This window comes from Pseudomonas sp. NPDC090755, assembly GCF_044769005.1.
GTDB lineage: Bacteria > Pseudomonadota > Gammaproteobacteria > Pseudomonadales > Pseudomonadaceae > Aquipseudomonas.
In genome coordinates this window covers 48,839-68,988 of record NZ_JBIVXC010000007.1, presented here as the reverse complement: position 1 = coordinate 68,988, position 20,150 = coordinate 48,839, and the positions used below count along the sequence as shown (strand labels likewise).

The window sequence follows — 20,150 nt, the reverse complement described above, 5'->3', positions numbered from 1 at the left end:
ATGCTGGAACACCATGCCGACTTCTCGGCGGATCGCTTCGATCTGCTTGAGGTCGTTGGTCAGCTCCACGCCATCGACCACGATGCGGCCCTGCTGGTGCTCTTCCAGGCGGTTGAGGCAGCGGATGGTGGTGGACTTGCCCGAACCCGAGGGCCCGCACAGAACGATACGCTCGCCCTGGCGCACATTCAGGTTGATGTCCTTGAGCACGTGGAACTGGCCGTACCACTTGTTCACGCCCTGCATCTGAATAATGCCTTCAGGGCTCACAGGCTGTTTGATCGCTTCACTCATGGGAACACTCCTAACGCTTGTGGCCTGTGTCCAGCTTGCGCTCCAGATGCATGGAGTAGCGGGACATACCGAAACAGAAAATCCAGAAAACCAGGGCGGCGAATACGTAGCCCTCGGTCGCCATGCCCAGCCAGGTGGGGTCGGCAGCAGCTTGCTTGACGCTGTTGAGCAGGTCGAACAGGCCGATGATGATCACCAGGCTCGTGTCCTTGAACAGGGCAATGAAGGTGTTGACGATGCCGGGGATCACCAGCTTCAGGGCTTGCGGCAGGATCACCAGGCCCATCGCCCGCCAGTAACCCAGGCCCATGGCTGCAGCTGCCTCGTACTGGCCCTTGGGAATGGCCTGCAGGCCGCCGCGTACCACTTCGGCGATATAGGCCGACTGGAACAGGATCACCCCGATCATCGCCCGCAGCAGTTTGTCGAAGCTCATGCCCTCGGGCAGGAACAGCGGCAGCATCACCGACGACATGAACAGCACCGTGATCAACGGCACGCCACGCCAGAATTCGATGAAGGTCACGCAGACTACCTTCACCGCCGGCATGTTCGAACGCCGCCCCAACGCCAGCAGGATGCCCAGTGGCAAGGCGCCGACGATGCCTACGGTGGCGATTACCAGGGTCAGCATCAGGCCGCCCCACTGGCTGGTCGGTACCGTGGTCAGGCCCAGCAAGCCGCCATGCAGCAAGGTGTAGGCAACGATCGGGTAAGCCACCAGGAAGCACAGGCCGTAGATCGCCTTGCGCGGGAAGCGCGAGACGAACAGCGGCGCCGCGCCGATCACCGCCAGCCACACGGTCAGGTCGACCCGCCAGCGCAGTTCGGTCGGGTAGTAACCGTACATGAACTGGCCGAAGCGCTGCTGGATGAACACCCAGCAGGCGCCTTCCTTGGTGCAGTCGGCCCGGGTGGTGCCGACCCAGTTGGCGTCGAAGACCGACCACTGCAGCAGCGGCGGCACGATCAGCCACACCAGGTACAGGGCAAACAGCGTCAGCAGGGTGTTGAGCCAGCTGGAGAACAGGTTGCTGCGCATCCAGGCCAGCACGCCGACGGTTTTCACCGGTGGCGGCATATCGGGTTTGAATACATGGGAAGTCATGCGCGTGTCCTCACCGCTCGATCAGCGCAATGCGCTTGTTGTACCAGTTCATCAGCAGCGAAATGCTGATGCTGATGGCCAGGTAGACGCTCATGGTGATGGCGATCACCTCGATGGCCTGACCGGTCTGGTTGAGCACGGTACCGGCGAACAGCGAGACCATTTCCGGATAGCCGATACCGGCCGCCAGCGAAGAGTTCTTCGCCAGGTTCAGGTACTGGCTGGTCAGCGGCGGGATGATCACGCGCAGCGCCTGGGGAATGATCACCTTGCGCAGCGTCGGGCCCTCACGCAGTCCCAGGGAACGAGCGGCTTCGGTCTGGCCGTGGCTGACCGAACGGATGCCCGAACGCACGATCTCGGCGATGAACGCCGCGGTGTAGATGGTCAGGGCCAGGGTCAGGGCCAGCAGCTCGGGGATCAGCACCCAGCCACCGACGAAGTTGAAGCCCTTGAGCTGCGGCATTTCCCAGTGCAGGGGGCTGCCGAACAGCAGCACGCACAGCGCCGGAATACCGAAGAACAGGAACAGGCCGACCCAGAACTTGTGGAACGGCTCGCCGGTGGCCTCGAAGCGCCGGTTGGCCAGGCGCACCATCACCACAATGGCAAGGATGGCCAGCACCAGGCTGACGACGAATGGCCAGAATCCTTCGGCCACGGAAGCACCGGGCATGTTCAGGCCCCGGTTGCTGATAAAGAAGGCGTCGTTGATGTTGATACTGCCCCGCGGTCCCGGCAGGGTCAGGAACACCGCGAAGTACCAGAACAGGATCTGCAGTAGCGGTGGGATGTTACGGAAAGTCTCGACATACACCGTGGCCAGCTTGTTGATCATCCAGTTCGGTGACAGTCGCGCCACACCGATGATGAACCCCAGCAGGGTCGCCAGGACGATGCCGATAAAGGTCACCAGCAAGGTGTTGAGCAGGCCGATGACGAATACCCGGGCATAGCTGTCCTGCTCGGTGTAGGGGATCAGGTGCTGGGCGATGCCGAAGCCGGCGCTGCGCTCGAGAAAGTCGAAGCCCGAGGTGATACCCCGGTGTTGCAGGTTGGTCTGGGTGTTGTGGAACAGGTACCAGCCCAGAGCGACCACCGCGACCACGGTGATGATCTGGAACAACCACGCACGCACACGTGGATCGCTCAGGGATAGCCCCTTGGGTGCGCCGATTTGATTTTGCATGTAATGCCCCGGAGAAAAGGGTGTCGAACAACCTGCGGCGGCCCATTGCCGCCGCAGGTGCAGCCATCAACGCACAGGTGGTGCGTACTGGATGCCGCCGTTGTTCCACAGGGCGTTCAGACCACGGTCGATCTGCAGTGGGGTCTCCTTGCCGAGGTTCTTCTCGAAGACCTCACCGTAGTTGCCGACCTGCTTGACGATCTTCACCACCCAGTCCTTCGGCAGTTTCAGGTCCTTGCCGTATTCGCCGTCGGCGCCGAGCATACGGGCCACGTCAGGGTTCTTGGTGGCTTTTGCTTCAGCTTCGACGTTCTTCGAGTTGATGCCCATTTCTTCGGCATTGAGCATGGCGAACAGGGTCCACTTGACGATGCTGAACCACTCTTCATCGCCTTTACGTACCACTGGGCCCAGCGGCTCCTTGGAAATGGTTTCCGGCAGTACTACATAGTCGGCCGGGGCGGCCAGCTTGGAGCGCTGTGCGTACAGCTGCGACTTGTCGGAGGTCAGCACGTCGCAGCGGCCGGATTCCAGCGACTTGGCGCTTTCGTCGGAGGTGTCGAAGGTGATCGGGGTGTACTTCAGGCCATTGGCGCGGAAGTAGTCGGAGACGTTGAGTTCGGTGGTGGTACCGGCCTGGATGCAGATGGTGGCGCCGTCGAGCTCCTTGGCGCTGGACACGCCCAGCTTCTTGTTGACCAGGAAACCGATGCCGTCGTAGTAGGTAACACCGGCGAACACCAGGCCCATGCCGGCGTCGCGGGAGCTGGTCCAGGTGGTGTTGCGCGACAGCACGTCGACTTCACCGGACTGCAGCGCAGTGAAGCGCTCCTTGGCGTTGAGCTGGCTGAACTTGACCTTCGTGGCATCGCCGAATACCGCTGCGGCCACCGCGCGGCAGACGTCTGCGTCGATGCCGACGATGGTGCCCTTGGCATCCGGTACCGAGAAGCCCGGGAGGCCGTCGCTGACACCACACTGGACGAATCCCTTCTTCTGTACCGCATCCAGGGTTGCGCCCGCCTGTGCCAGACCACTGATACCCAGTGCGGTAGCAGCGGTAACCACTGCCAGGGTGGATTTCAACATCTTCATTCAAACCTCCAGTTTTGCTCTTGTTGTATTGAGCCGGAATTGCACCGCACCCTTATGAGGCGCATCCGACCCGTGTTGGCTTGTTTTTGGGTCAATTGGCGCAATGCGCTGTTCTGTGACAGCCTTGGGAATCGCTAAAGGTGTTACCGTCAAAAACGTGCAACCTCGCGTCAGAATTTTCATAGCAAAGCGCGTACCACAGTCACAGGCTTAAGCGTTTCAGTGCACGTCAAGTAATAAACATTCAGCCGTGCGACATCTTTTTCTTTGTTTCACCCCACGCGCCTTGTTTTCATGCACTCGATCAACTACGCGCGCACTCTTTCGGAGCAGTCATGACCAACCCGCTGATTCTCGAACCACAAAACACCGCTGATGCCTGTGTCATCTGGTTGCATGGCCTGGGGGCCGATCGCTACGACTTCCTGCCGGTGGCCGAGGCCCTGCAGAGCGGCCTGCTGAGTACCCGCTTCGTCATGCCACAAGCGCCAACCCGCCCTGTTACCATCAACGGTGGGTACGAAATGCCCAGTTGGTACGACATCAAGGCCATGACCCCGGCGCGGGCCATCGATCAGGACCAGCTCGAAGCCTCGGCCGACCAGGTCATCGCCCTGATCAAGGCCGAGCAGGCCAAGGGCATCAGCCTCTCGCGGATCTTCCTGGCCGGCTTCTCGCAAGGCGGCGCGGTGGTGCTGCACACTGCCTATATAAAGTGGCAGGAAGCCCTGGGCGGCGTACTGGCCTTGTCGACCTACGCACCGACCTTTGCCGACGGCACCCAACTGACCGCCTGCCAGCAACGCACCAAGGCCCTGTGCCTGCACGGCGTGCATGACCCGGTAGTGATCCCGTCCATGGGCCGCACCGCGTTCGAATACCTCAAGCGCTGGGGTGTCGACGCCAGCTGGCAGGAATACCCCATGGAGCACGAAGTGCTGCAAGAGGAGATCCAGGACATCTACAACTGGCTGAGCCAGCAATTGCGCTGAAGGCCGCGCTGTAGTTGTCGGTGCAATCCACTACGCCGCGCCCGAATCTTGCTTTACACTGCCCGGCGTACATTCCTTAACCAATTGATGAGATGACCGTGCTCAAAGCACTCAAGAAGATGTTCGGCAAGAGCGAGGTTGAGCAACTCGCCCCCGAAGCCGCTGCCCCCGTGACCCCGGCGCCGGCCCAGCCCCCTGCCCCGGCTGCCCCGCTCACCGCCCAGACCGAGGCCGCCAGCCCGGCACCCGCCGAAAAGCCTGCCGAGGCCAAGCCGCGCCGGGAGCGCAAGCCAAAACCCGCAGCCTCCACCTGGAAGCTGGAAGATTTCGTGGTCGAGCCCCAGGAAGGCAAGACCCGGTTCCATGACTTCAAGCTCTCGCCTGAGCTGATGCATGCGATCCACGACCTGGGCTTCCCGTACTGCACGCCGATCCAGGCCCAGGTGCTGGGCTATACCCTGCGTGGCAAGGACGCCATCGGCCGGGCCCAGACCGGCACCGGCAAGACCGCGGCCTTCCTGATCTCGATCATCTCCCAGCTGCAGCAGACCCCACCCCCCAAAGAGCGCTACATGGGCGAGCCACGGGCGCTGATCATCGCCCCGACCCGCGAGCTGGTGGTGCAGATCGCCAAGGACGCCGCGGCGCTGACCAAGTACACCGGCCTGAACGTGATGACCTTCGTCGGCGGCATGGACTTCGACAAGCAACTCAAGGCCCTCGAAGCCCGCCACTGCGACATCCTGGTGGCAACGCCAGGCCGCCTGCTGGACTTCAACCAGCGCGGCGAAGCCCACCTGGACATGGTCGAGGTGCTGGTGCTGGACGAAGCCGACCGCATGCTCGACATGGGCTTCATCCCCCAGGTACGGCAGATCATCCGCCAGACCCCACCCAAGAGTGAACGCCAGACCCTGCTGTTCTCCGCCACCTTCACCGACGACGTGATGAACCTGGCCAAGCAGTGGACCACCGACCCCGCCATCGTCGAGATCGAGCCTGAGAACGTCGCCAGCGAAACGGTCGAGCAGCACGTCTATGCCGTGGCCGGCAGCGACAAGTACAAGCTGCTGTACAACCTGGTGACCGGGAACAAGTGGGAACGGGTAATCGTCTTCGCCAACCGCAAGGATGAAGTGCGGCGCATCGAGGAACGCCTGGTGCGCGACGGCGTCAACGCCGCCCAGCTGTCGGGCGACGTGCCCCAGCACAAGCGCATCAAGACCCTGGAGAACTTCCGCGAAGGTCGCATCACCGTGCTGGTCGCCACCGACGTGGCCGGTCGCGGCATTCACATCGACGGTATCAGCCACGTGATCAACTTCACCCTGCCGGAAGATCCGGACGACTACGTGCACCGTATCGGTCGTACCGGTCGCGCCGGCACCAGCGGTGTGTCGATCAGCTTTGCCGGCGAGGACGACTCCTACCAGCTGCCGGCCATCGAAGCACTGCTGGGCCGCAAGATCAGCTGCGAGATGCCGCCGACCGAACTGCTCAAATCGGTACCGCGCAAGCATCACTGATCGCTGGACGCTCTATAAAGGCATCGCGGGGCAAGTCCGCTCCCACCGTACCTGGGTGGGAGCGGGCTTGCCCCGCGATGCTTTTTGCATTTTCGGACCGCCTGATATTGCCCAAATAAACAAAAAGTCCATAATAGACAAAATAGTTCATTTGGAGCTTCGCATGTCCGCGCCAATCGTCCTCGATCAACAGCACGCCCGCCAACTGCTCGCCCAGGTGGATGTACCGCAGATCCTGCGCAACCTGTTCCGCGACCTGGCCGCCGGGCAAGCGGTGCAACCGCCCCAGCAACTGGTGGAGTTTCCCCAGGGCCAGGGCGATTTCATCAACTATGGCGGTGTGCTGGCCAACGAGCGTGTCTATGGCTTGAAGACCTCGCCCTACATCGTTCGCGAACAGGGCCCGCTGGTGACCGCCTGGACCCTGCTGATGTCCATGGACAGCGGCCAGCCGCTGCTGCTGTGCGACGCGGGCGAGCTGACCACTGCCCGCACCGCCGCCGCCACCGCCGTGGCCGTCGACAGCCTGGCCCCGACCAGCGCCCGGCGCCTGTGCGTGATCGGCAGCGGTCCGATTGCCCGCGCCCACCTGCACTACATCCGCAGCCTGCGCGACTGGCACGACATCCGCCTGTTCTCGGCGAACCTGGCCCAGCACAGCGACGAACAGCGCCAGGCCCTGCTCGACCTCGACCCGCGCCTGGCCCTCACTGACAGCCTCGACCAGGCGACCGTCGATGCCGACGTGATCCTGCTGTGCACCTCCTCACCGAAGCCGGTCATCGACCCGCGCACCTTGAGCAAGCCGGCGCTGATCACCTCGATCAGCACCAATGCCGTGCGCGCCCACGAGATTCCGCCCGCCTGCCTGGGCGAAATGGATGTGTATTGCGACTACCGGGTAACCACCCCGGGTAGCGCCGGTGAAATGCGCATTGCCGCCGAACAGCACGGCTGGCAGCCCGAGGCGATCGTCGGCGACCTCGCGCAACTGCTCAGCGACCAGGCGCCAGCACCGAGCTACCAGCGCCACGCCTTCTTCCGCTCCATTGGCCTGGGGCTCGAAGACATTGCCCTGGCCAATGCGCTGTACCAACTGCAGCGCGACCGCTGAGGAGAGATTCATGCAACAGGCTGACTACATCATCATCGGTGCCGGCATCGCCGGCGCCTCCACCGGCTACTGGCTGGCGGCCCATGGCCGGGTACTGCTGCTCGAACGCGAAGCGCAACCTGGCTATCACTCCACCGGTCGTTCGGCGGCGCTCTACACCGCCGCCTACGGCACGCCCCAGGTGCGCGCCCTGACCCTGGCCAGCCGCGATTTCTTCGATCACCCGCCGGCAGGCTTTGCCGAGCACCCCCTGCTGACCCCACGCGGGGAAATGACCGTTGACTTCACGGGCGACCCACAAGAGCTGCAGCGCCAGTACCAGAGCGCCAAGGCCTGCGTACCCCAGGTTGAGCTGCTCGACGCCGACCAGGCCTGTGCGCGCCTGCCGGTGCTGCGTCGCGAGAAAGTACACGGCGCGCTGTATGACCCGAGCGCCAGTGACATCGACACCGACGCCCTGCACCAGGGCTACCTGCGCGGCATCCGCCGCCAGCAGGGCGAAGTGCACAGCGATTGCGAAGTGCAGCGCCTGGAGCGCGATGCCAATGGCCACTGGCTGGTGCATACCAACCGTGGCAGCTTCAGCGCACCGGTACTGATCAACGCCGCCGGTGCCTGGGCCGACCAGCTCGGCGCATTGGCAGGTGCCCAGCCCCTGGGTCTGCAACCCAAGCGCCGCGCCGCCTTTATCTTTGCCGGCCCCGAAGGCATCGACAGCCATGCCTGGCCGATGCTGGTGAGCCTCGACGAGTCGTTCTACATGAAGCCCGACGCCGGCATGCTGCTCGGCTCGCCGGCCAACGCCGACCCGGTCGAGCCCCATGACGTGCAGGCCGAGGAGCTGGACATCGCCATGGGCATCTACCAGATCGAAGAAGCCACCACCCTGAGCATTCGCCGCCCGACCCGCACCTGGGCCGGCTTGCGCAGCTTTGTCAGCGACGGCGACCTGGTGGCCGGTTTCGACCCGCAGGTGCCCGGCCTGTTCTGGGTCGCGGCGCAAGGCGGCTACGGCATCCAGACCTCGCCGGCCATGGGCCAGGCCAGCGCCGCCCTGGTGCGCGGCCAGGCGCTGGGCGAGCACCTCGAAGGCTTCGGCCTGACCGCCGAGGCGCTCTCGCCCCGCCGACTTCAAGGATGACGCACCGCCGCGATTGCGGCACACTCGCAGCGCCCTTGAAACAAGGGCGCTGACACCGCCTGGAGCTGCCTGAATGTCGCTAACCCGCCCCGATCCTGCCCTGGACAACTACCGGGCCATCGCCGATGCCATCGCCACCCTGTTCTTCCCCCACGCCGAGGTGGTGCTGCATGACCTGCGCAGCCAGAAGATCGACTACATCGCCAATAACCTGTCCAAGCGCGAGATCGGTGACGATGCGGCACTGGAGGACATGCTCGAGACCGGCAGCGAGGAAACCAACATCGGCCCCTACGAAAAGCTCAACTGGGATGGGCAGAAGATCCGCTCGCTGAGCACGGTGCTGCGCGACGGCGCCGGCAAGCCGCTGGCGGTGCTGTGCATCAACCTGAACATTTCCCTGTTCGAAAGCGCCCGGGCGGCCCTGGAGCTGTTCCTGTCGCCCAACCGCCTGATTCCTCAGCCCGATGCGCTGTTTCGCGACGACTGGCAGGAACGCATCAATACCTTCCTCAACAGCTGGCTGCGCCAGCGCCAGTTGAGCCTGAATGTATTGACCCGCGACCACAAGCGCGAGTTGGTACTGGCCCTGCACGCCGAAGGCGCGTTCAAGGGCAAGAGTGCGGCCAACTACGTGGCCAATGTGCTGGGGATGGGGCGGGCAACGGTGTACAAGCACTTGAAGGAACTCAAGGCCTGAAAGGGATTCAGGCCTTGAGCCGGGTGATCAGTCGCCGTAGATGTCCGATTTGAAATACTTGGACTGGATCTTCTGGTATTCGCCATTGGCGCGAATGTCATCGATGGCCTTGTTCAGCTGGGTGACCAGCTCGGTATTGCCCTTGCGTACGGCGATCCCGGCGCCTTCACCGACGTATTTCGGGTCCTTGAGCTCCGGGCCGACGAACGCGTAGTCGGCGCCCCGCGGCATGGACAGGAAGTCATCCAGCGGGATGGTATCGGCGAAGATCGCATCCACACGCCCGGACGCCAGGTCCATGTAGATTTCCTCGTTGTTGCTGTAGCGCTTGATGGTGATGCCCTTTGGCTCCATCACTTCAGTGGCGTAGCGGTCGGTGGTGGTCGCACGCTGCACGCCCACGGTCTTGCCCTTGAGGCTGGCGTACTGGTCATCGACCACCGCGCCCTTCTTCATCACCAGCCGCGACGAGGTGAAGTAGTACTTGTGGGTGAAATCCACCGACTTCTTGCGGTCGTCGTTGATGGTCATCGACGACAGCGCGGCGTCGATCTTCTTCACCTTCAGCGAAGGAATCAGACCGTCGAACTCCACCTCTTTCCACTCGCACTTGACCTTCATCTGCGCGCACAAGGCATTGCCGATGTCGTAGTCGAAGCCGACGATCTCGCCCTTGTCGGTTTTCGAGGCAAAGGGTGGGTAGGCGGCTTCGATGCCAATACGCAAGGTTTTCTCGGCGGCGAACAGATTGCTGCTGGCCAGGAGGCTCAGGACCAGACCGCTGATCAGGGTGGACTTCTTCATGAGGGTCTCTCTCGCTCGTTATTGGAGGTGTGTTGCAAGACAGAAGAAAAGGAAGGCAAGGCGCTTTGTACTTGTGAGTCCATACTGGACTTTTCTGTACGAAAACTCAACAGCGGAATTCGAGGCCATGGGCAGGCCTGTGAGAACTGTGGGAGCTGGCGTAGCCGGCGAGAGGTCGGCACTGACACAACCCAAGGATTGCGAGCGCGTTGCGCTCGATCGCAGGCTTCGCCAGCTCCCACAAGGAGCAGGTCAATTACCAACGCCCCGCCGCGTCCTCATCGCTCTGCTTGCCCTCGACCCAGCGAGCCCCCGCTGCGGTCTGCTCCTTCTTCCAGAACGGCGCCCGGGTCTTGAGGTAGTCCATGATGAAATTGCAGGCGTCGAACGCCGCCTGGCGATGGGCGCTGGCCACGCCGACGAACACGATCGGCTCGCCAGGTTCCAGCGCACCGATACGGTGCAGCACCTCGACCTTAAGCAGCGGCCAGCGCTGCTCAGCCTCGACCACGATCTTGTGCAAGGCCTTCTCGGTCATGCCCGGATAGTGCTCGAGGAACATCCCCGCCACTTCCAGGCCATCGTTGAAATCACGTACATAGCCGACAAAGCTGACCACCGCACCCACGCCGACGTTGGCAGCGTGCATGGCGTTGACCTCGGTGCCTGGATCGAATGCCGCTTCCTGGACGCGTACAGCCATACTCAACCTCCGGTCACGGGGGGGAAGAATGCAATCTCATCGCCTTCTTCCAGCGCTTCATCGAGCCTGCACAGCTCTTCGTTACGTGCGCACATCAGATTCTGCTCGGCCAACACCGCATAGTGCCCACCCTTGGCCACCAGGGCCTGGCGCACGTCGTCGAGCACGGCAAAGCTGCCGTCAAGACGCTCGCTGTCGAGCCCCAGCTGTTCGCGATAGCGGGCGAAATACATGACCTTGACCTTCATTCCCCCTCCACCTTGTAGTGACCGCTCTTGCCACCGGTCTTTTCCAGCAGACGCACCTGTTCGATGACCATGCCCTTGTCCACCGCCTTGCACATATCGTACAGGGTCAACGCGGCGACGCTGGCGGCGGTCAGGGCTTCCATTTCCACCCCGGTCTGTCCGGCCAGCTTGCAACGCGCAACGATATGCACGGTGTCGCTGCCTTCGGCACTGAGCTCGACCTTGACGCTGGTGAGCATCAGCGGGTGGCACAGCGGGATCAGGTCGCTGGTTTTCTTCGCCGCCTGGATACCGGCAATACGCGCCACCGCAAACACATCCCCCTTGGGGTGCTCGCCGTCGACAATCATTTGCAGGGTTTGCGGGAGCATGCGCACCCGCGCTTCGGCCACGGCCTCGCGCGCCGTCACGGCTTTTTCAGTGACGTCGACCATATTGGCCCGACCTTGGGAATCGAGATGAGTCAGCACAGCTCTGCTCCTGTGAAGGGAGCACAGAGTGTAAACCCAAGGGTCAGGTTTTCGCAGCGAAAAAACCGGGCGGCCAGGCCGCCCGGTGACTGGTGGTTACAGGTGCGATTCGGCGTATTCGGCCAGGATCGAACGCGGCACGCCCTGCAGGGTGATGTGCACGCCGTTGGGGAAGTCCTTGAAGCGCTCGGTCAGGTAGGTCAGGCCCGAGCTGGTGGCGGACAGGTAGGGCGTGTCGATCTGCGCCAGGTTACCCAGGCAGATCACCTTGGAACCGGCGCCGGCACGGGTGATGATGGTTTTCATCTGGTGCGGGGTGAGGTTCTGGCATTCGTCGATCAGGATCAGGCTCTGCTGGAAGCTGCGACCGCGGATGTAGTTCAGGGATTTGAATTGCAGCGGTACGCGTTCGAGGATGTAGTCGACGCTGCCATGGGTGCTTTCATCATCCATGTGCAAGGCTTCGAGGTTGTCGGTGATCGCCCCGAGCCAGGGCTCCATTTTTTCCGCCTCGGTGCCCGGCAGGAAGCCGATCTCCTGGTCCAGCCCCTGCACGCTGCGGGTGGCGATGATGCGCCGGTAGCGCTTGCTGACCATGGTCTGCTCGATGGCCGCGGCCAGGGCCAGGATGGTCTTGCCGGAACCGGCGGCGCCGGTCAGGTTGACCAGGTGGATGTCCGGATCGAGCAGGGCGAACAGCGCCAGGCTCTGGTGGATGTCACGCGGCTTCAGGCCCCAGGCTTCCTGGTGCAACAGCGGTTCCTGGTGCAGGTCGAGCAGCAGCAGTTCGTCTTCCTTGATGCCCTTGATCCAGCCGACGAAGCCCTGTTCGTCGATGATGAACTCATTGATGTGCACTGCCGGCAGGTTGTCGATCATTTGCACCCGATGCCAGGTGCGACCGTGATCCTGGCGGGTCTCGACCTTGCTGACCCGGTCCCAGAACGACCCCGTCACGCTGTGATAGCCCTTGGACAGCAGGGAAACGTCGTCAACCAGTTGGTCGGTACTGTAGTCCTCGGCCGCGATCCCGCAGGCGCGGGCCTTGAGGCGCATGTTGATGTCTTTGGTCACCAGCACCACGTCCAGGTCCTTGCGCCGGCTACGCAGCTCAAGCAACTGGTTGATGATGATGTTGTCGTTCAGCGTTTCCGGCAGCAGGCGGTGGGGTTCGTTGCGCGGGCTCATCAGGATCGACAGCAAGCCCTTGGGCCCGCTCTTGCCCCGCTGGATCGGCACGCCCTGCTCGACATCGGCAGGCGAGGCATCGCCCAGGGTCTGGTCGATCAGGCGGATGGCCTGGCGGCATTCGGCGGCGACGGTGTGCTTGCCGGTCTTGAGTTTGTCGAGCTCCTCCAGCACCGTCATCGGTATGGCGACGTGGTGCTCCTCGAAATTGAGCAAGGCGTTGGGATCGTGGATCAGTACATTGGTATCGAGCACATACAGGATTGGCTTGTGGGAGGAAGTGGTGCGTCCTTGGTCATCCATACTCGGTCACCTTTGTCGGGGCCTGACGACGCACTACCAAAGCGGTGCTGCGCCGAGAAGTGGCCGCCGTTCTCCCCGGGTACCGCGTCGTTACGGTCGGGAAGCTCCCACAGACAGGGTGCCCAGTGACGCCACCTGTGCTGCAGGGTTCGGCGGTCTGTCTTCTTGATACCGCAAAACCCATGACCGAAAAAAGCATTTTTACGCATTTTTGAAGTTTATTTTTCGCCAGGACAAATAGCCCTTGGCGCAGGGCCAATGCACCGCTACAGTCATAAATCAGGCCCTGTAAAATGCATGTAACTGTTTCTTTCTGAGCGCCCTTTCCTGTCGGTATTTCAGCTTTTTCCGGCAAAATGCCGGCAATCTTCCCACCCTATCCCCGTCTGCGCCGTGCGCTTGAGCAACCAGGCCACCGCCTCCTGCGCCTTGGGTTGGGCGTCATGAAACTGGATCACCCCGCGTCGCCAGAGCAGCATCAGGGTCAGCACCCGCTGCGCCGACTGTTCGGCACTCAACGCGCCCTGGTCCTGGGCATCGATGTTCCACAGCACCACCTGCAATCCCTGGCGGGCGAAGAACCCCTGGCTGTCGGCCCGACGCTGGCCATAAGGCGGTCTGAACAGCGGCACATACTGCTCGGGCAGATCCGCCTGGACCCGCGCCTGGCTGCGCAGCACCGAGTCCTGCCAGTCTAGCCACTGTCCGTGGGAGCGGTACTGCCAACCCTGGATGCCCACGCACTGGCCTTGATAGAGCGTGCGCAGATCGGCCAGCGAAGTCTTGTCGCGACGCGTCTGCAGGCTGTTGCCGAGCACGAAGAAGGTGGCCGCAAGCTTTTGCCGGCGCAGGTAGTCGGTCAGTGCATCGGTGCTGCTGCCGACCGCCCCCGGCCCCGCGTCGAAGGTCAGCATGAACAGCCGGTCGTTGAGCTCATCGCCGCTGCGTTCCTGATCCGAATAGCGTTCGACCTCGCTGGCGGTCTGCGGGAACAGCGCGGCCTTGCGCAGCAGTTCATTGAGGTACAGCACGTGGAACTCGCTGGCAGGCCCGGACCAGCCGGCGTAGAAGGAGTCACCGGCCACCGCGAACTTCACCGCCTGCTGGCGCAGTTCGGCCTGGCCGTCGATGGCATAGCAAAACGAGGCATCCTGGTCGCAGCTCTGCTGGGCCAGGTCATAGTTGCGCCACAGTTGCCGCCACAGCCGCTGGCGCACCTGGTTGATCGAGGCCAGGTTGATCTGGCGCAGCCCCAGGCGTGCGGCCAGGGTCGGTTCGTCCAGCGCCTCGCTGGCCTGCAGGGCGTGGGCAAAACCGAGGATCTCGGCCCGCGAGGCGACATCGAACAGCGCCGGGCTGTCGAGTTGCTCCGGCCAGTGGCTACGGTCGAACGTCGCCAGCGGCAGCGGCGCGGCGTGGGCGGCAAGACTCAGCAGTCCGCTCAGAAGTACAAAGGCAATGCGCACGATCGGGCTCCCCGGTTTGCTCGCCGCGCACTATAGCGTCAAGCGTCGGGATGGTCTGTGGCTATCGATGTCATAGCTGGAGATCACAGCCCCCGCCCCGTAGAATCGCTCCACGATTTCAGGAGCCCGACCGATGCTGACGGTGATTTCCCCCGCCAAGACCCTCGACTACGACACCCCGCCCGTGACCCAGCGCTACACCCAGCCGCAGTACCTGGACGACTCCCAGGAGCTGATCGTGCAGTTGCGCGAGCTGTCGCCGGCGCAGATCAGCGAGTTGATGCACCTCTCCGACAAGCTCGCCGGCCTCAACGCCGCCCGCTTCGGCAGCTGGACCCCGGCTTTCACCCCGGACAACGCCAAGCAGGCCCTGCTGGCGTTCAAGGGTGATGTGTACACCGGTCTCGATGCCCAAAGCCTCAGCGAGGACGACTTCAGCTACGCCCAGGAGCACCTGCGCATGCTCTCGGGCCTGTACGGCCTGCTGCGCCCGCTGGACCTGATGCAGCCCTACCGCCTGGAAATGGGCACCAAGCTTGCAAACGCCCGCGGCAAGGACCTGTACGCCTTCTGGGGCACGCGCATCAGCGAATGGCTGAACCAGGCCCTGGCCGACCAGGGCGACGACCTGCTGTTGAACCTGGCCAGCAATGAGTATTTCAGCGCGGTCAAGCGCAGCGCCCTGAAGGGGCGGATCATCAACACGGAGTTTCGCGACTTCAAGAACGGCCAGTACAAGATCATCAGCTTCTACGCCAAGAAAGCCCGCGGGATGATGAGCCGCTTCGTGATCCAGGAGCGCATCAACGATCCCGAGCAGCTCAAGCAGTTCGATGTGCAGGGCTACTACTACAGTGCCGAGCTGTCGAAGCCGGACAACCTGGTGTTCCTGCGCGACCATCCGCAGGAGTAAGAGCCCGGGGCTGCCTTGCGCCCCGATCGCAGGCTTCGCCAGCTCCCACAGGTCTGAACTGCCCCCAGAAGTTGGGCAGTACCGATTGTGGGAGCCGGCAGCGCCGGCGATGAGGCCCGAACAAGCAACAAAACGCTGACGCCAAAAATCCGCCACGCCCTCGTTCATTGCAAAACGCCATATCCCCGCTCGCAATTTTTTGACGAATTTCGAAAAATATTTTTCGATACTGGCACATAAATATCCCTCCCCGAGTTCGCCCTTTATATACAGGGATGAAACTACCCGGTGCTATCAAAGTGGAAGTAGTGGCACTTTAAAAAATATTTAAAAAACTTCCACAGACGCCGAACCACCCTCGGAACTTATCCCCTCGCCCATCGCTCATAGCACCCGTAACGATTCTCCAGCCCAGTGTGAGAGATGACCTACAACACTGCTGGAACTGCACAACTGGTGTGCACCCAGCAACTTTTGACTTGAGTATCGACGACTGAAGCCCAGTCGAACCCAGGAGATACGCGCCCGACAGAATCGTCCTAGTGGTTGATTTCAAAGGATTTTATCCACTTGAAAGAGCAAGCACTGCAGTGCCGGAGCACCGGTCTGCAATAAAGACGGCTGCAGTAAAGGGCACGCCATTAGTTATTGGATATTAACTGCCAATTTTGAGTGCAGCGTATTTCGCACTCCACATTTATATGCCTGCGCCCGGTGAAGTGACATCTTTTTGCCACAACTCCGCTCGCCCAGACATTGCTGGTTAATCAACCCGGCCTGGCTCTGCTAGTTGAGCCGGCATGATAAACACATGAGGTGAAAGCGATGCGTATCAGCATCTTTGGTTTGGGTTATGTAGGTGCAGTCTGTGCAGGCTGCCTGTCCGCACGGGGTCATGAAGTGATTGGCGTGGATGTGTCCAGGACCAAGATCGACCTGATCAACCAGGGCAAGTCGCCCATTGTCGAACCCGGGCTTGAAGCCCTCCTGCAGCAGGGTATCGCCAGCGGCCGCCTGCGCGGCACCACCGACTTTGCCGCCGCCATCCGCGACAGCGACCTGTCGATGATCTGCGTCGGTACGCCGAGCAAGAAAAACGGCGACCTGGGCCTTGAGTACATCGAGTCGGTGTGCCGCGAAATCGGCCTGGTACTGCGCGAAAAAGCCAGCCGCCACACCATCGTGGTACGCAGCACCGTACTGCCGGGCACCGTGAAGAACGTGGTCATCCCGATCCTCGAAGACTGCTCGGGGAAGAAAGCCGGCGTCGATTTCGGCGTTGCGGTCAACCCGGAGTTCCTGCGCGAGAGCACCGCGATCAAGGACTACGACCAACCACCGATGACTGTCATCGGCGAGCTGGACACGGCCAGCGGTGATGTCCTGCAATCGCTGTACGAAGAACTCGATGCGCCGATCATCCGCAAAGCCATCGAAGTGGCCGAAATGATCAAGTACACCTGCAACGTCTGGCACGCAGCCAAAGTGACCTTCGCCAACGAGATCGGCAACATCGCCAAGGCCGTCGGCGTCGATGGCCGCGACGTGATGGACGTGGTCTGCCAGGACAAGACCCTGAACCTGTCGCAGTACTACATGCGTCCAGGCTTCGCCTTCGGCGGCTCGTGCCTGCCCAAGGACGTGCGCGCTCTGACCTACCGTGCCAGCAGCCTGGATGTGAAGGCGCCGCTGCTCAACTCACTGATGACCAGCAACGAGTCCCAGGTGCAGAACGCCTTCGACATCATCGAAAGCCACGACAAGCGCAAGATCGCCCTGCTCGGCCTGAGCTTCAAGGCCGGCACCGACGACCTGCGTGAAAGCCCCCTGGTGGAACTGGCCGAACGCCTGATCGGCAAGGGCTACGAGTTGAACATCTACGACAGCAACGTCGAGTACGCCCGTGTCCATGGGGCCAACAAGGATTACATCGAGTCGAAGATCCCGCACGTCTCGTCGCTGCTCAATGCCGACTTCGACCAGGTCATCCACCACGCCGATGTGATCGTGCTGGGCAACCGCGACGAGAAGTTCCGCGCCCTCGCCCAGCAAGTCCCTGAAGGCAAGCAGGTCATCGACCTGGTTGGCTTCATGAGCAAGGCCACCTCCCCGGCCAGCCGCACCGAAGGTATCTGCTGGTAAGCCGGCAGGCGCGGGGCCTTCGGGCTCCGCGCACCACCTCCCCCTACTGGATACGGATGCAGAACATGCAAAGGCTCAAGCACGGCCTGCTTCAGGTCGCCGGTTGGCTGTTCTACGTGAGCCTGCTCATGTTGATCGCCCTGGCTTTGCCCAACTCCATTTTCGACCCCGACTCGAAGGACTTCATCTTCCTCGTCGGCGCCGTCGGCATCTGGCGCTATTCCATGGGTGCCACGCACTTCGTGCGCGGCATGCTGTTTCTCTACGTGGTCTACCCGCTGCTGCGGCGCAAGGTGCGCAAGCTGGGCAGCGCCGCGGACCCGTCGCATGTGTACCTGATGGTCACCAGTTTTCGCATCGATGCCCTGACCACCGCCCAGGTCTACAGCTCGGTGATCCGCGAGGCGATCGACTGCGGTTACCCGACCACAGTGGTCTGCTCGCTGGTGGAAATGTCCGACGAGCTACTGGTGAAAAGCCTCTGGGAAAAATTCAATCCGCCAGACCACGTAACCCTGGACTTCGTGCGCATTGCCGGCACCGGCAAGCGTGACGGCCTGGCCTATGGCTTTCGCGCCATCTCCCGCCACCTGCCCGACGAGAACGCCGTGGTAGCGGTGATCGACGGCGACACCGTGCTCGGCGAAGGCGTGGTGCGCAAGACCGTGCCCTGGTTCAAGCTGTTCGCCAATGTCGGCGGCCTGACCACCAACGAGTTCTGCGAAGTGCGCGGCGGTTACATCATGAGCGAATGGCACAAGCTGCGCTTCGCCCAACGCCACATCAACATGTGCTCCATGGCCCTGTCCAAGCGCGTGCTGACCATGACCGGGCGCATGTCGGTGTTCCGCGCCGCGGTGGTGACCAACCCCGAGTTCATCAAGGACGTCGAGAACGACTCGCTGCAACACTGGCGCCTGGGGCGCTTCAAGTTCCTCACCGGTGACGACAAGTCCAGCTGGTTCAGCCTCATGCGCCTGGGCTACGACACCTTCTACGTGCCGGATGCGGCGATCAACACGGTCGAGCACCCGCCGGAAAAGAGCTTCATCAAGGCCAGTCGCAAGCTGATGTACCGCTGGTACGGCAACAACCTTCGGCAGAACTCCCGGGCCCTGGGCCTGGGTATCCGCCGCCTGGGCCTGTTCACCAGTGTGGTGCTGTTCGACCAGCGCGTGTCGATGTGGACCAGCCTGCTGGGCCTGACCGTCGCGGTGATCGCCAGCCTCAAGTTCGGCCCGGCGTTCCTGCTGGTGTACCTGCTGTGGATCGGCATCACCCGCCTGATCCTGACCATCATGCTGCTGTGCTCGGGCCACAACATCGGCCCGGCCTATCCGCTGATTCTTTATTACAACCAGATCGTCGGCGCGATCATGAAGATCTACGTGTTCTTCCGCCTCGACAAGCAGTCCTGGACCCGCCAGCCCACTGCCCTCAAACGCGACCTCGCCAGCTTTCAACAATGGTTCAACACCTGGTCCTCCCGGACCATGACCTTCTCGGCGGCCAGCATCTTCGTTGCTGTGCTGTTCATGGTCGTGTGAGCCGGAAACCGATTGGATTAAACAGGAACAAATCGCCATGAATACCGCCGTGAACGTCAATGTCGTGCATGAGTCCGAAGCCCAGCGCCAGCACGCCCGGGTGCGCATCCCGGCCAAGTTGCGGTACCTGGGGGCCAGCCGCGAAACCCTGGAAGTGAAGGTCGACGACCTGTCTGCCGGGGGCCTGAGCTTCCATGCCAAGCACCCGTTGAAGGTCGGCGAAGTGCTGCGCGGTCGCCTGCAGTTCACCGTCGACAAACTCGGCCTGGCCATGGACATCGAGTTCCAGGTGCGCTCCTTCGACCCCTCCAGCGGCCGCACCGGCGTGCAGTTCCAGAAGCTTGAACCCCGCGACATCGCCACGTTGCGCCACATCATCACCTCGCACCTGTCCGGCGAGCTGATCACCATGGGCGATGTGCTGAGCACCCTGCAGCGCGACAACTTCACCAAGGCGCGCAAGCACAAGGACGCCGGCGGCGGCCTGAGTGCCCTGGGCCGCCTGCGCGCAGTGACCTTCAGCCTCGGCGTGTTCGTGGTCGGGGTGGCGGCGTTCGGCTTCATCGCCAAGTCGGTCTACGGCCTGTACTTCGTCAGCCATGCCCAGGCCGGCGTGGTCAGCGTGCCGACCACCAACGTCACCATGCCTCGCGACGGCACGGTGCAGAGCCTGGTGGAGAACGGCGGCAATGTGCTCAAGGGCGCGCCGCTGGCCTCCTTCAGCACCAGCATGCTGGACATGCTCAAGGGCCATCTGGAGGACCAACAGCTTGAGCCGGCCAAGGTCGAGGAACTGTTCGGCAAGCAGTTGAGCGGCACCCTGACCAGCCCCTGCGATTGCGTCGTCGCCCGCCAGCTGGTGGACGACGGCCAGTACGCCAGCAAGGGCCAGGTGATCTTCCAACTGATCCCACGCACCACCACCGCTTCGGTTGAAGCGCGCTTCAGCTACCGCCAGTTCGACGACGTCAAACCCGGCACCCGCGTGCACTTCACCGTCGCCGGCGACGACGAGCGCCGCAGCGGCCAGATCGTCAGCAGCACCAGCCTGAACAGCGCCGACCTGTCCTCGGACATTCGCGTGCAGATCACGCCGGATGAAGCCCTGCCCAGCGAACTGGCCGGTCGCCCGGTGGCGGTGGACAGCAATCGTGGCCCGTCGCTGGACTGGCTGATCGACAAAGCCGTGGCCCGTGGGCTCTAAGAG

At 62.4% G+C, this 20,150-nt stretch carries 19 protein-coding genes; 9 read left to right on the top strand and 10 right to left on the bottom strand.

The features are described 5' to 3' along the window. From ACIQUS_RS12875 to ACIQUS_RS12860, 4 genes are all read right to left on the bottom strand, one after another. The coding region (locus tag ACIQUS_RS12875; RefSeq protein WP_403047524.1) for an ATP-binding cassette domain-containing protein at positions 1–294 on the bottom strand (294 nt) is incomplete at its 3' end. A 10-nt stretch (positions 295–304) separates the two neighbouring features. Then, positions 305–1,402 (bottom strand): amino acid ABC transporter permease, encoded by a 1,098-nt coding sequence (locus ACIQUS_RS12870; RefSeq protein WP_403047522.1) that lies wholly within the window; start codon positions 1,400–1,402, stop codon positions 305–307. A gap of 10 nt (positions 1,403–1,412) precedes the next feature. Beyond that, positions 1,413–2,591, bottom strand: coding sequence for an amino acid ABC transporter permease (locus ACIQUS_RS12865; protein WP_403047521.1), 1,179 nt, complete (start codon positions 2,589–2,591; stop codon positions 1,413–1,415). Positions 2,592–2,657: 66 nt separating this feature from the next. Further along, positions 2,658–3,686 carry an amino acid ABC transporter substrate-binding protein gene (locus tag ACIQUS_RS12860; RefSeq protein WP_403047519.1) on the bottom strand — a complete coding sequence of 343 codons (1,029 nt, stop codon included), beginning with the start codon at positions 3,684–3,686 and terminating at the stop codon, positions 2,658–2,660. 335 nt (positions 3,687–4,021) lie between these two features. Between ACIQUS_RS12860 and ACIQUS_RS12855 the strand changes: the two genes are divergently transcribed. From ACIQUS_RS12855 to ACIQUS_RS12835, 5 genes are all read left to right on the top strand, one after another. Beyond that, complete coding sequence (locus tag ACIQUS_RS12855) at positions 4,022–4,678, top strand: alpha/beta hydrolase (RefSeq protein WP_403047517.1); 657 nt, start codon at positions 4,022–4,024, stop codon at positions 4,676–4,678. A 98-nt stretch (positions 4,679–4,776) separates the two neighbouring features. After that, positions 4,777–6,204: an ATP-dependent RNA helicase RhlB gene (gene rhlB / locus ACIQUS_RS12850; protein WP_403047515.1), complete on the top strand. Its 1,428-nt coding sequence runs from the start codon at positions 4,777–4,779 to the stop codon at positions 6,202–6,204. 163 nt (positions 6,205–6,367) lie between these two features. Continuing rightward, positions 6,368–7,318: an ornithine cyclodeaminase family protein gene (locus tag ACIQUS_RS12845; protein WP_403047513.1), complete on the top strand. Its 951-nt coding sequence runs from the start codon at positions 6,368–6,370 to the stop codon at positions 7,316–7,318. A gap of 10 nt (positions 7,319–7,328) precedes the next feature. Next, positions 7,329–8,459, top strand: coding sequence for an NAD(P)/FAD-dependent oxidoreductase (locus tag ACIQUS_RS12840; RefSeq protein WP_403047512.1), 1,131 nt, complete (start codon positions 7,329–7,331; stop codon positions 8,457–8,459). Between the two features lie 73 nt (positions 8,460–8,532). Further along, entirely contained in the window at positions 8,533–9,159 is a 627-nt protein-coding gene (locus tag ACIQUS_RS12835) for a transcriptional regulator (RefSeq protein WP_403047510.1), read from the top strand. Positions 9,160–9,186: 27 nt separating this feature from the next. Here ACIQUS_RS12835 and ACIQUS_RS12830 read toward each other — a convergent pair whose 3' ends face one another. The 6 genes from ACIQUS_RS12830 to ACIQUS_RS12805 all read right to left on the bottom strand — a co-directional run bounded on the left by ACIQUS_RS12830 (position 9,187) and on the right by ACIQUS_RS12805 (position 14,341). After that, entirely contained in the window at positions 9,187–9,963 is a 777-nt protein-coding gene (locus ACIQUS_RS12830) for an ABC transporter substrate-binding protein (RefSeq protein WP_403047509.1), read from the bottom strand. A gap of 256 nt (positions 9,964–10,219) precedes the next feature. Further along, positions 10,220–10,666, bottom strand: coding sequence for a molybdopterin synthase catalytic subunit MoaE (gene moaE / locus ACIQUS_RS12825; protein ID WP_403047508.1), 447 nt, complete (start codon positions 10,664–10,666; stop codon positions 10,220–10,222). A 2-nt stretch (positions 10,667–10,668) separates the two neighbouring features. Further along, positions 10,669–10,914 (bottom strand): molybdopterin converting factor subunit 1, encoded by a 246-nt coding sequence (moaD, locus tag ACIQUS_RS12820; protein WP_403047506.1) that lies wholly within the window; start codon positions 10,912–10,914, stop codon positions 10,669–10,671. Continuing rightward, positions 10,911–11,384, bottom strand: a complete 474-nt coding sequence (moaC, locus tag ACIQUS_RS12815) for a cyclic pyranopterin monophosphate synthase MoaC (RefSeq protein WP_403047504.1) — start codon at positions 11,382–11,384, stop codon at positions 10,911–10,913. Before moaC ends, moaD begins: the two co-directional genes overlap by 4 nt. Positions 11,385–11,480: 96 nt before the next feature. After that, positions 11,481–12,875 carry a PhoH family protein gene (locus tag ACIQUS_RS12810; protein WP_403047503.1) on the bottom strand — a complete coding sequence of 465 codons (1,395 nt, stop codon included), beginning with the start codon at positions 12,873–12,875 and terminating at the stop codon, positions 11,481–11,483. Positions 12,876–13,213: 338 nt separating this feature from the next. Continuing rightward, positions 13,214–14,341, bottom strand: a complete 1,128-nt coding sequence (locus ACIQUS_RS12805; RefSeq protein WP_403047501.1) for a polysaccharide deacetylase family protein — start codon at positions 14,339–14,341, stop codon at positions 13,214–13,216. Between the two features lie 133 nt (positions 14,342–14,474). On the opposite strand from ACIQUS_RS12805, the gene yaaA reads away from it, so the two are divergent. The 4 genes from yaaA to ACIQUS_RS12785 all read left to right on the top strand — a co-directional run bounded on the left by yaaA (position 14,475) and on the right by ACIQUS_RS12785 (position 20,147). Continuing rightward, entirely contained in the window at positions 14,475–15,254 is a 780-nt protein-coding gene (yaaA, locus tag ACIQUS_RS12800; protein ID WP_403047500.1) for a peroxide stress protein YaaA, read from the top strand. A gap of 825 nt (positions 15,255–16,079) precedes the next feature. Then, positions 16,080–17,396, top strand: coding sequence for a nucleotide sugar dehydrogenase (locus ACIQUS_RS12795; RefSeq protein ID WP_403047498.1), 1,317 nt, complete (start codon positions 16,080–16,082; stop codon positions 17,394–17,396). A 56-nt stretch (positions 17,397–17,452) separates the two neighbouring features. Further along, a complete protein-coding gene (gene alg8, locus ACIQUS_RS12790) occupies positions 17,453–18,943 on the top strand; it encodes a mannuronan synthase (protein ID WP_403047496.1) in 1,491 nt (496 codons plus the stop codon). 37 nt (positions 18,944–18,980) lie between these two features. Beyond that, a complete protein-coding gene (locus tag ACIQUS_RS12785) occupies positions 18,981–20,147 on the top strand; it encodes a PilZ domain-containing protein (RefSeq protein WP_403047495.1) in 1,167 nt (388 codons plus the stop codon). Positions 20,148–20,150 lie beyond the last annotated feature (3 nt).

What these genes read in the sequence shown, in the direction of transcription:
- ACIQUS_RS12870 (WP_403047522.1), bottom strand. Translation starts at nt 1,402, where the DNA reads ATGACTTCCCATGTATTCAAACCCGATATGCCGCCACCGGTGAAAACC.
- ACIQUS_RS12865 (WP_403047521.1), bottom strand. Translation starts at nt 2,591, where the DNA reads ATGCAAAATCAAATCGGCGCACCCAAGGGGCTATCCCTGAGCGATCCA.
- ACIQUS_RS12860 (WP_403047519.1), bottom strand. Translation starts at nt 3,686, where the DNA reads ATGAAGATGTTGAAATCCACCCTGGCAGTGGTTACCGCTGCTACCGCA.
- ACIQUS_RS12855 (WP_403047517.1), top strand. Translation starts at nt 4,022, where the DNA reads ATGACCAACCCGCTGATTCTCGAACCACAAAACACCGCTGATGCCTGT.
- ACIQUS_RS12845 (WP_403047513.1), top strand. Translation starts at nt 6,368, where the DNA reads ATGTCCGCGCCAATCGTCCTCGATCAACAGCACGCCCGCCAACTGCTC.
- ACIQUS_RS12840 (WP_403047512.1), top strand. Translation starts at nt 7,329, where the DNA reads ATGCAACAGGCTGACTACATCATCATCGGTGCCGGCATCGCCGGCGCC.
- ACIQUS_RS12835 (WP_403047510.1), top strand. Translation starts at nt 8,533, where the DNA reads ATGTCGCTAACCCGCCCCGATCCTGCCCTGGACAACTACCGGGCCATC.
- ACIQUS_RS12830 (WP_403047509.1), bottom strand. Translation starts at nt 9,963, where the DNA reads ATGAAGAAGTCCACCCTGATCAGCGGTCTGGTCCTGAGCCTCCTGGCC.
- moaE (WP_403047508.1), bottom strand. Translation starts at nt 10,666, where the DNA reads ATGGCTGTACGCGTCCAGGAAGCGGCATTCGATCCAGGCACCGAGGTC.
- moaD (WP_403047506.1), bottom strand. Translation starts at nt 10,914, where the DNA reads ATGAAGGTCAAGGTCATGTATTTCGCCCGCTATCGCGAACAGCTGGGG.
- ACIQUS_RS12810 (WP_403047503.1), bottom strand. Translation starts at nt 12,875, where the DNA reads ATGGATGACCAAGGACGCACCACTTCCTCCCACAAGCCAATCCTGTAT.
- yaaA (WP_403047500.1), top strand. Translation starts at nt 14,475, where the DNA reads ATGCTGACGGTGATTTCCCCCGCCAAGACCCTCGACTACGACACCCCG.
- ACIQUS_RS12795 (WP_403047498.1), top strand. Translation starts at nt 16,080, where the DNA reads ATGCGTATCAGCATCTTTGGTTTGGGTTATGTAGGTGCAGTCTGTGCA.
- alg8 (WP_403047496.1), top strand. Translation starts at nt 17,453, where the DNA reads ATGCAGAACATGCAAAGGCTCAAGCACGGCCTGCTTCAGGTCGCCGGT.
- ACIQUS_RS12785 (WP_403047495.1), top strand. Translation starts at nt 18,981, where the DNA reads ATGAATACCGCCGTGAACGTCAATGTCGTGCATGAGTCCGAAGCCCAG.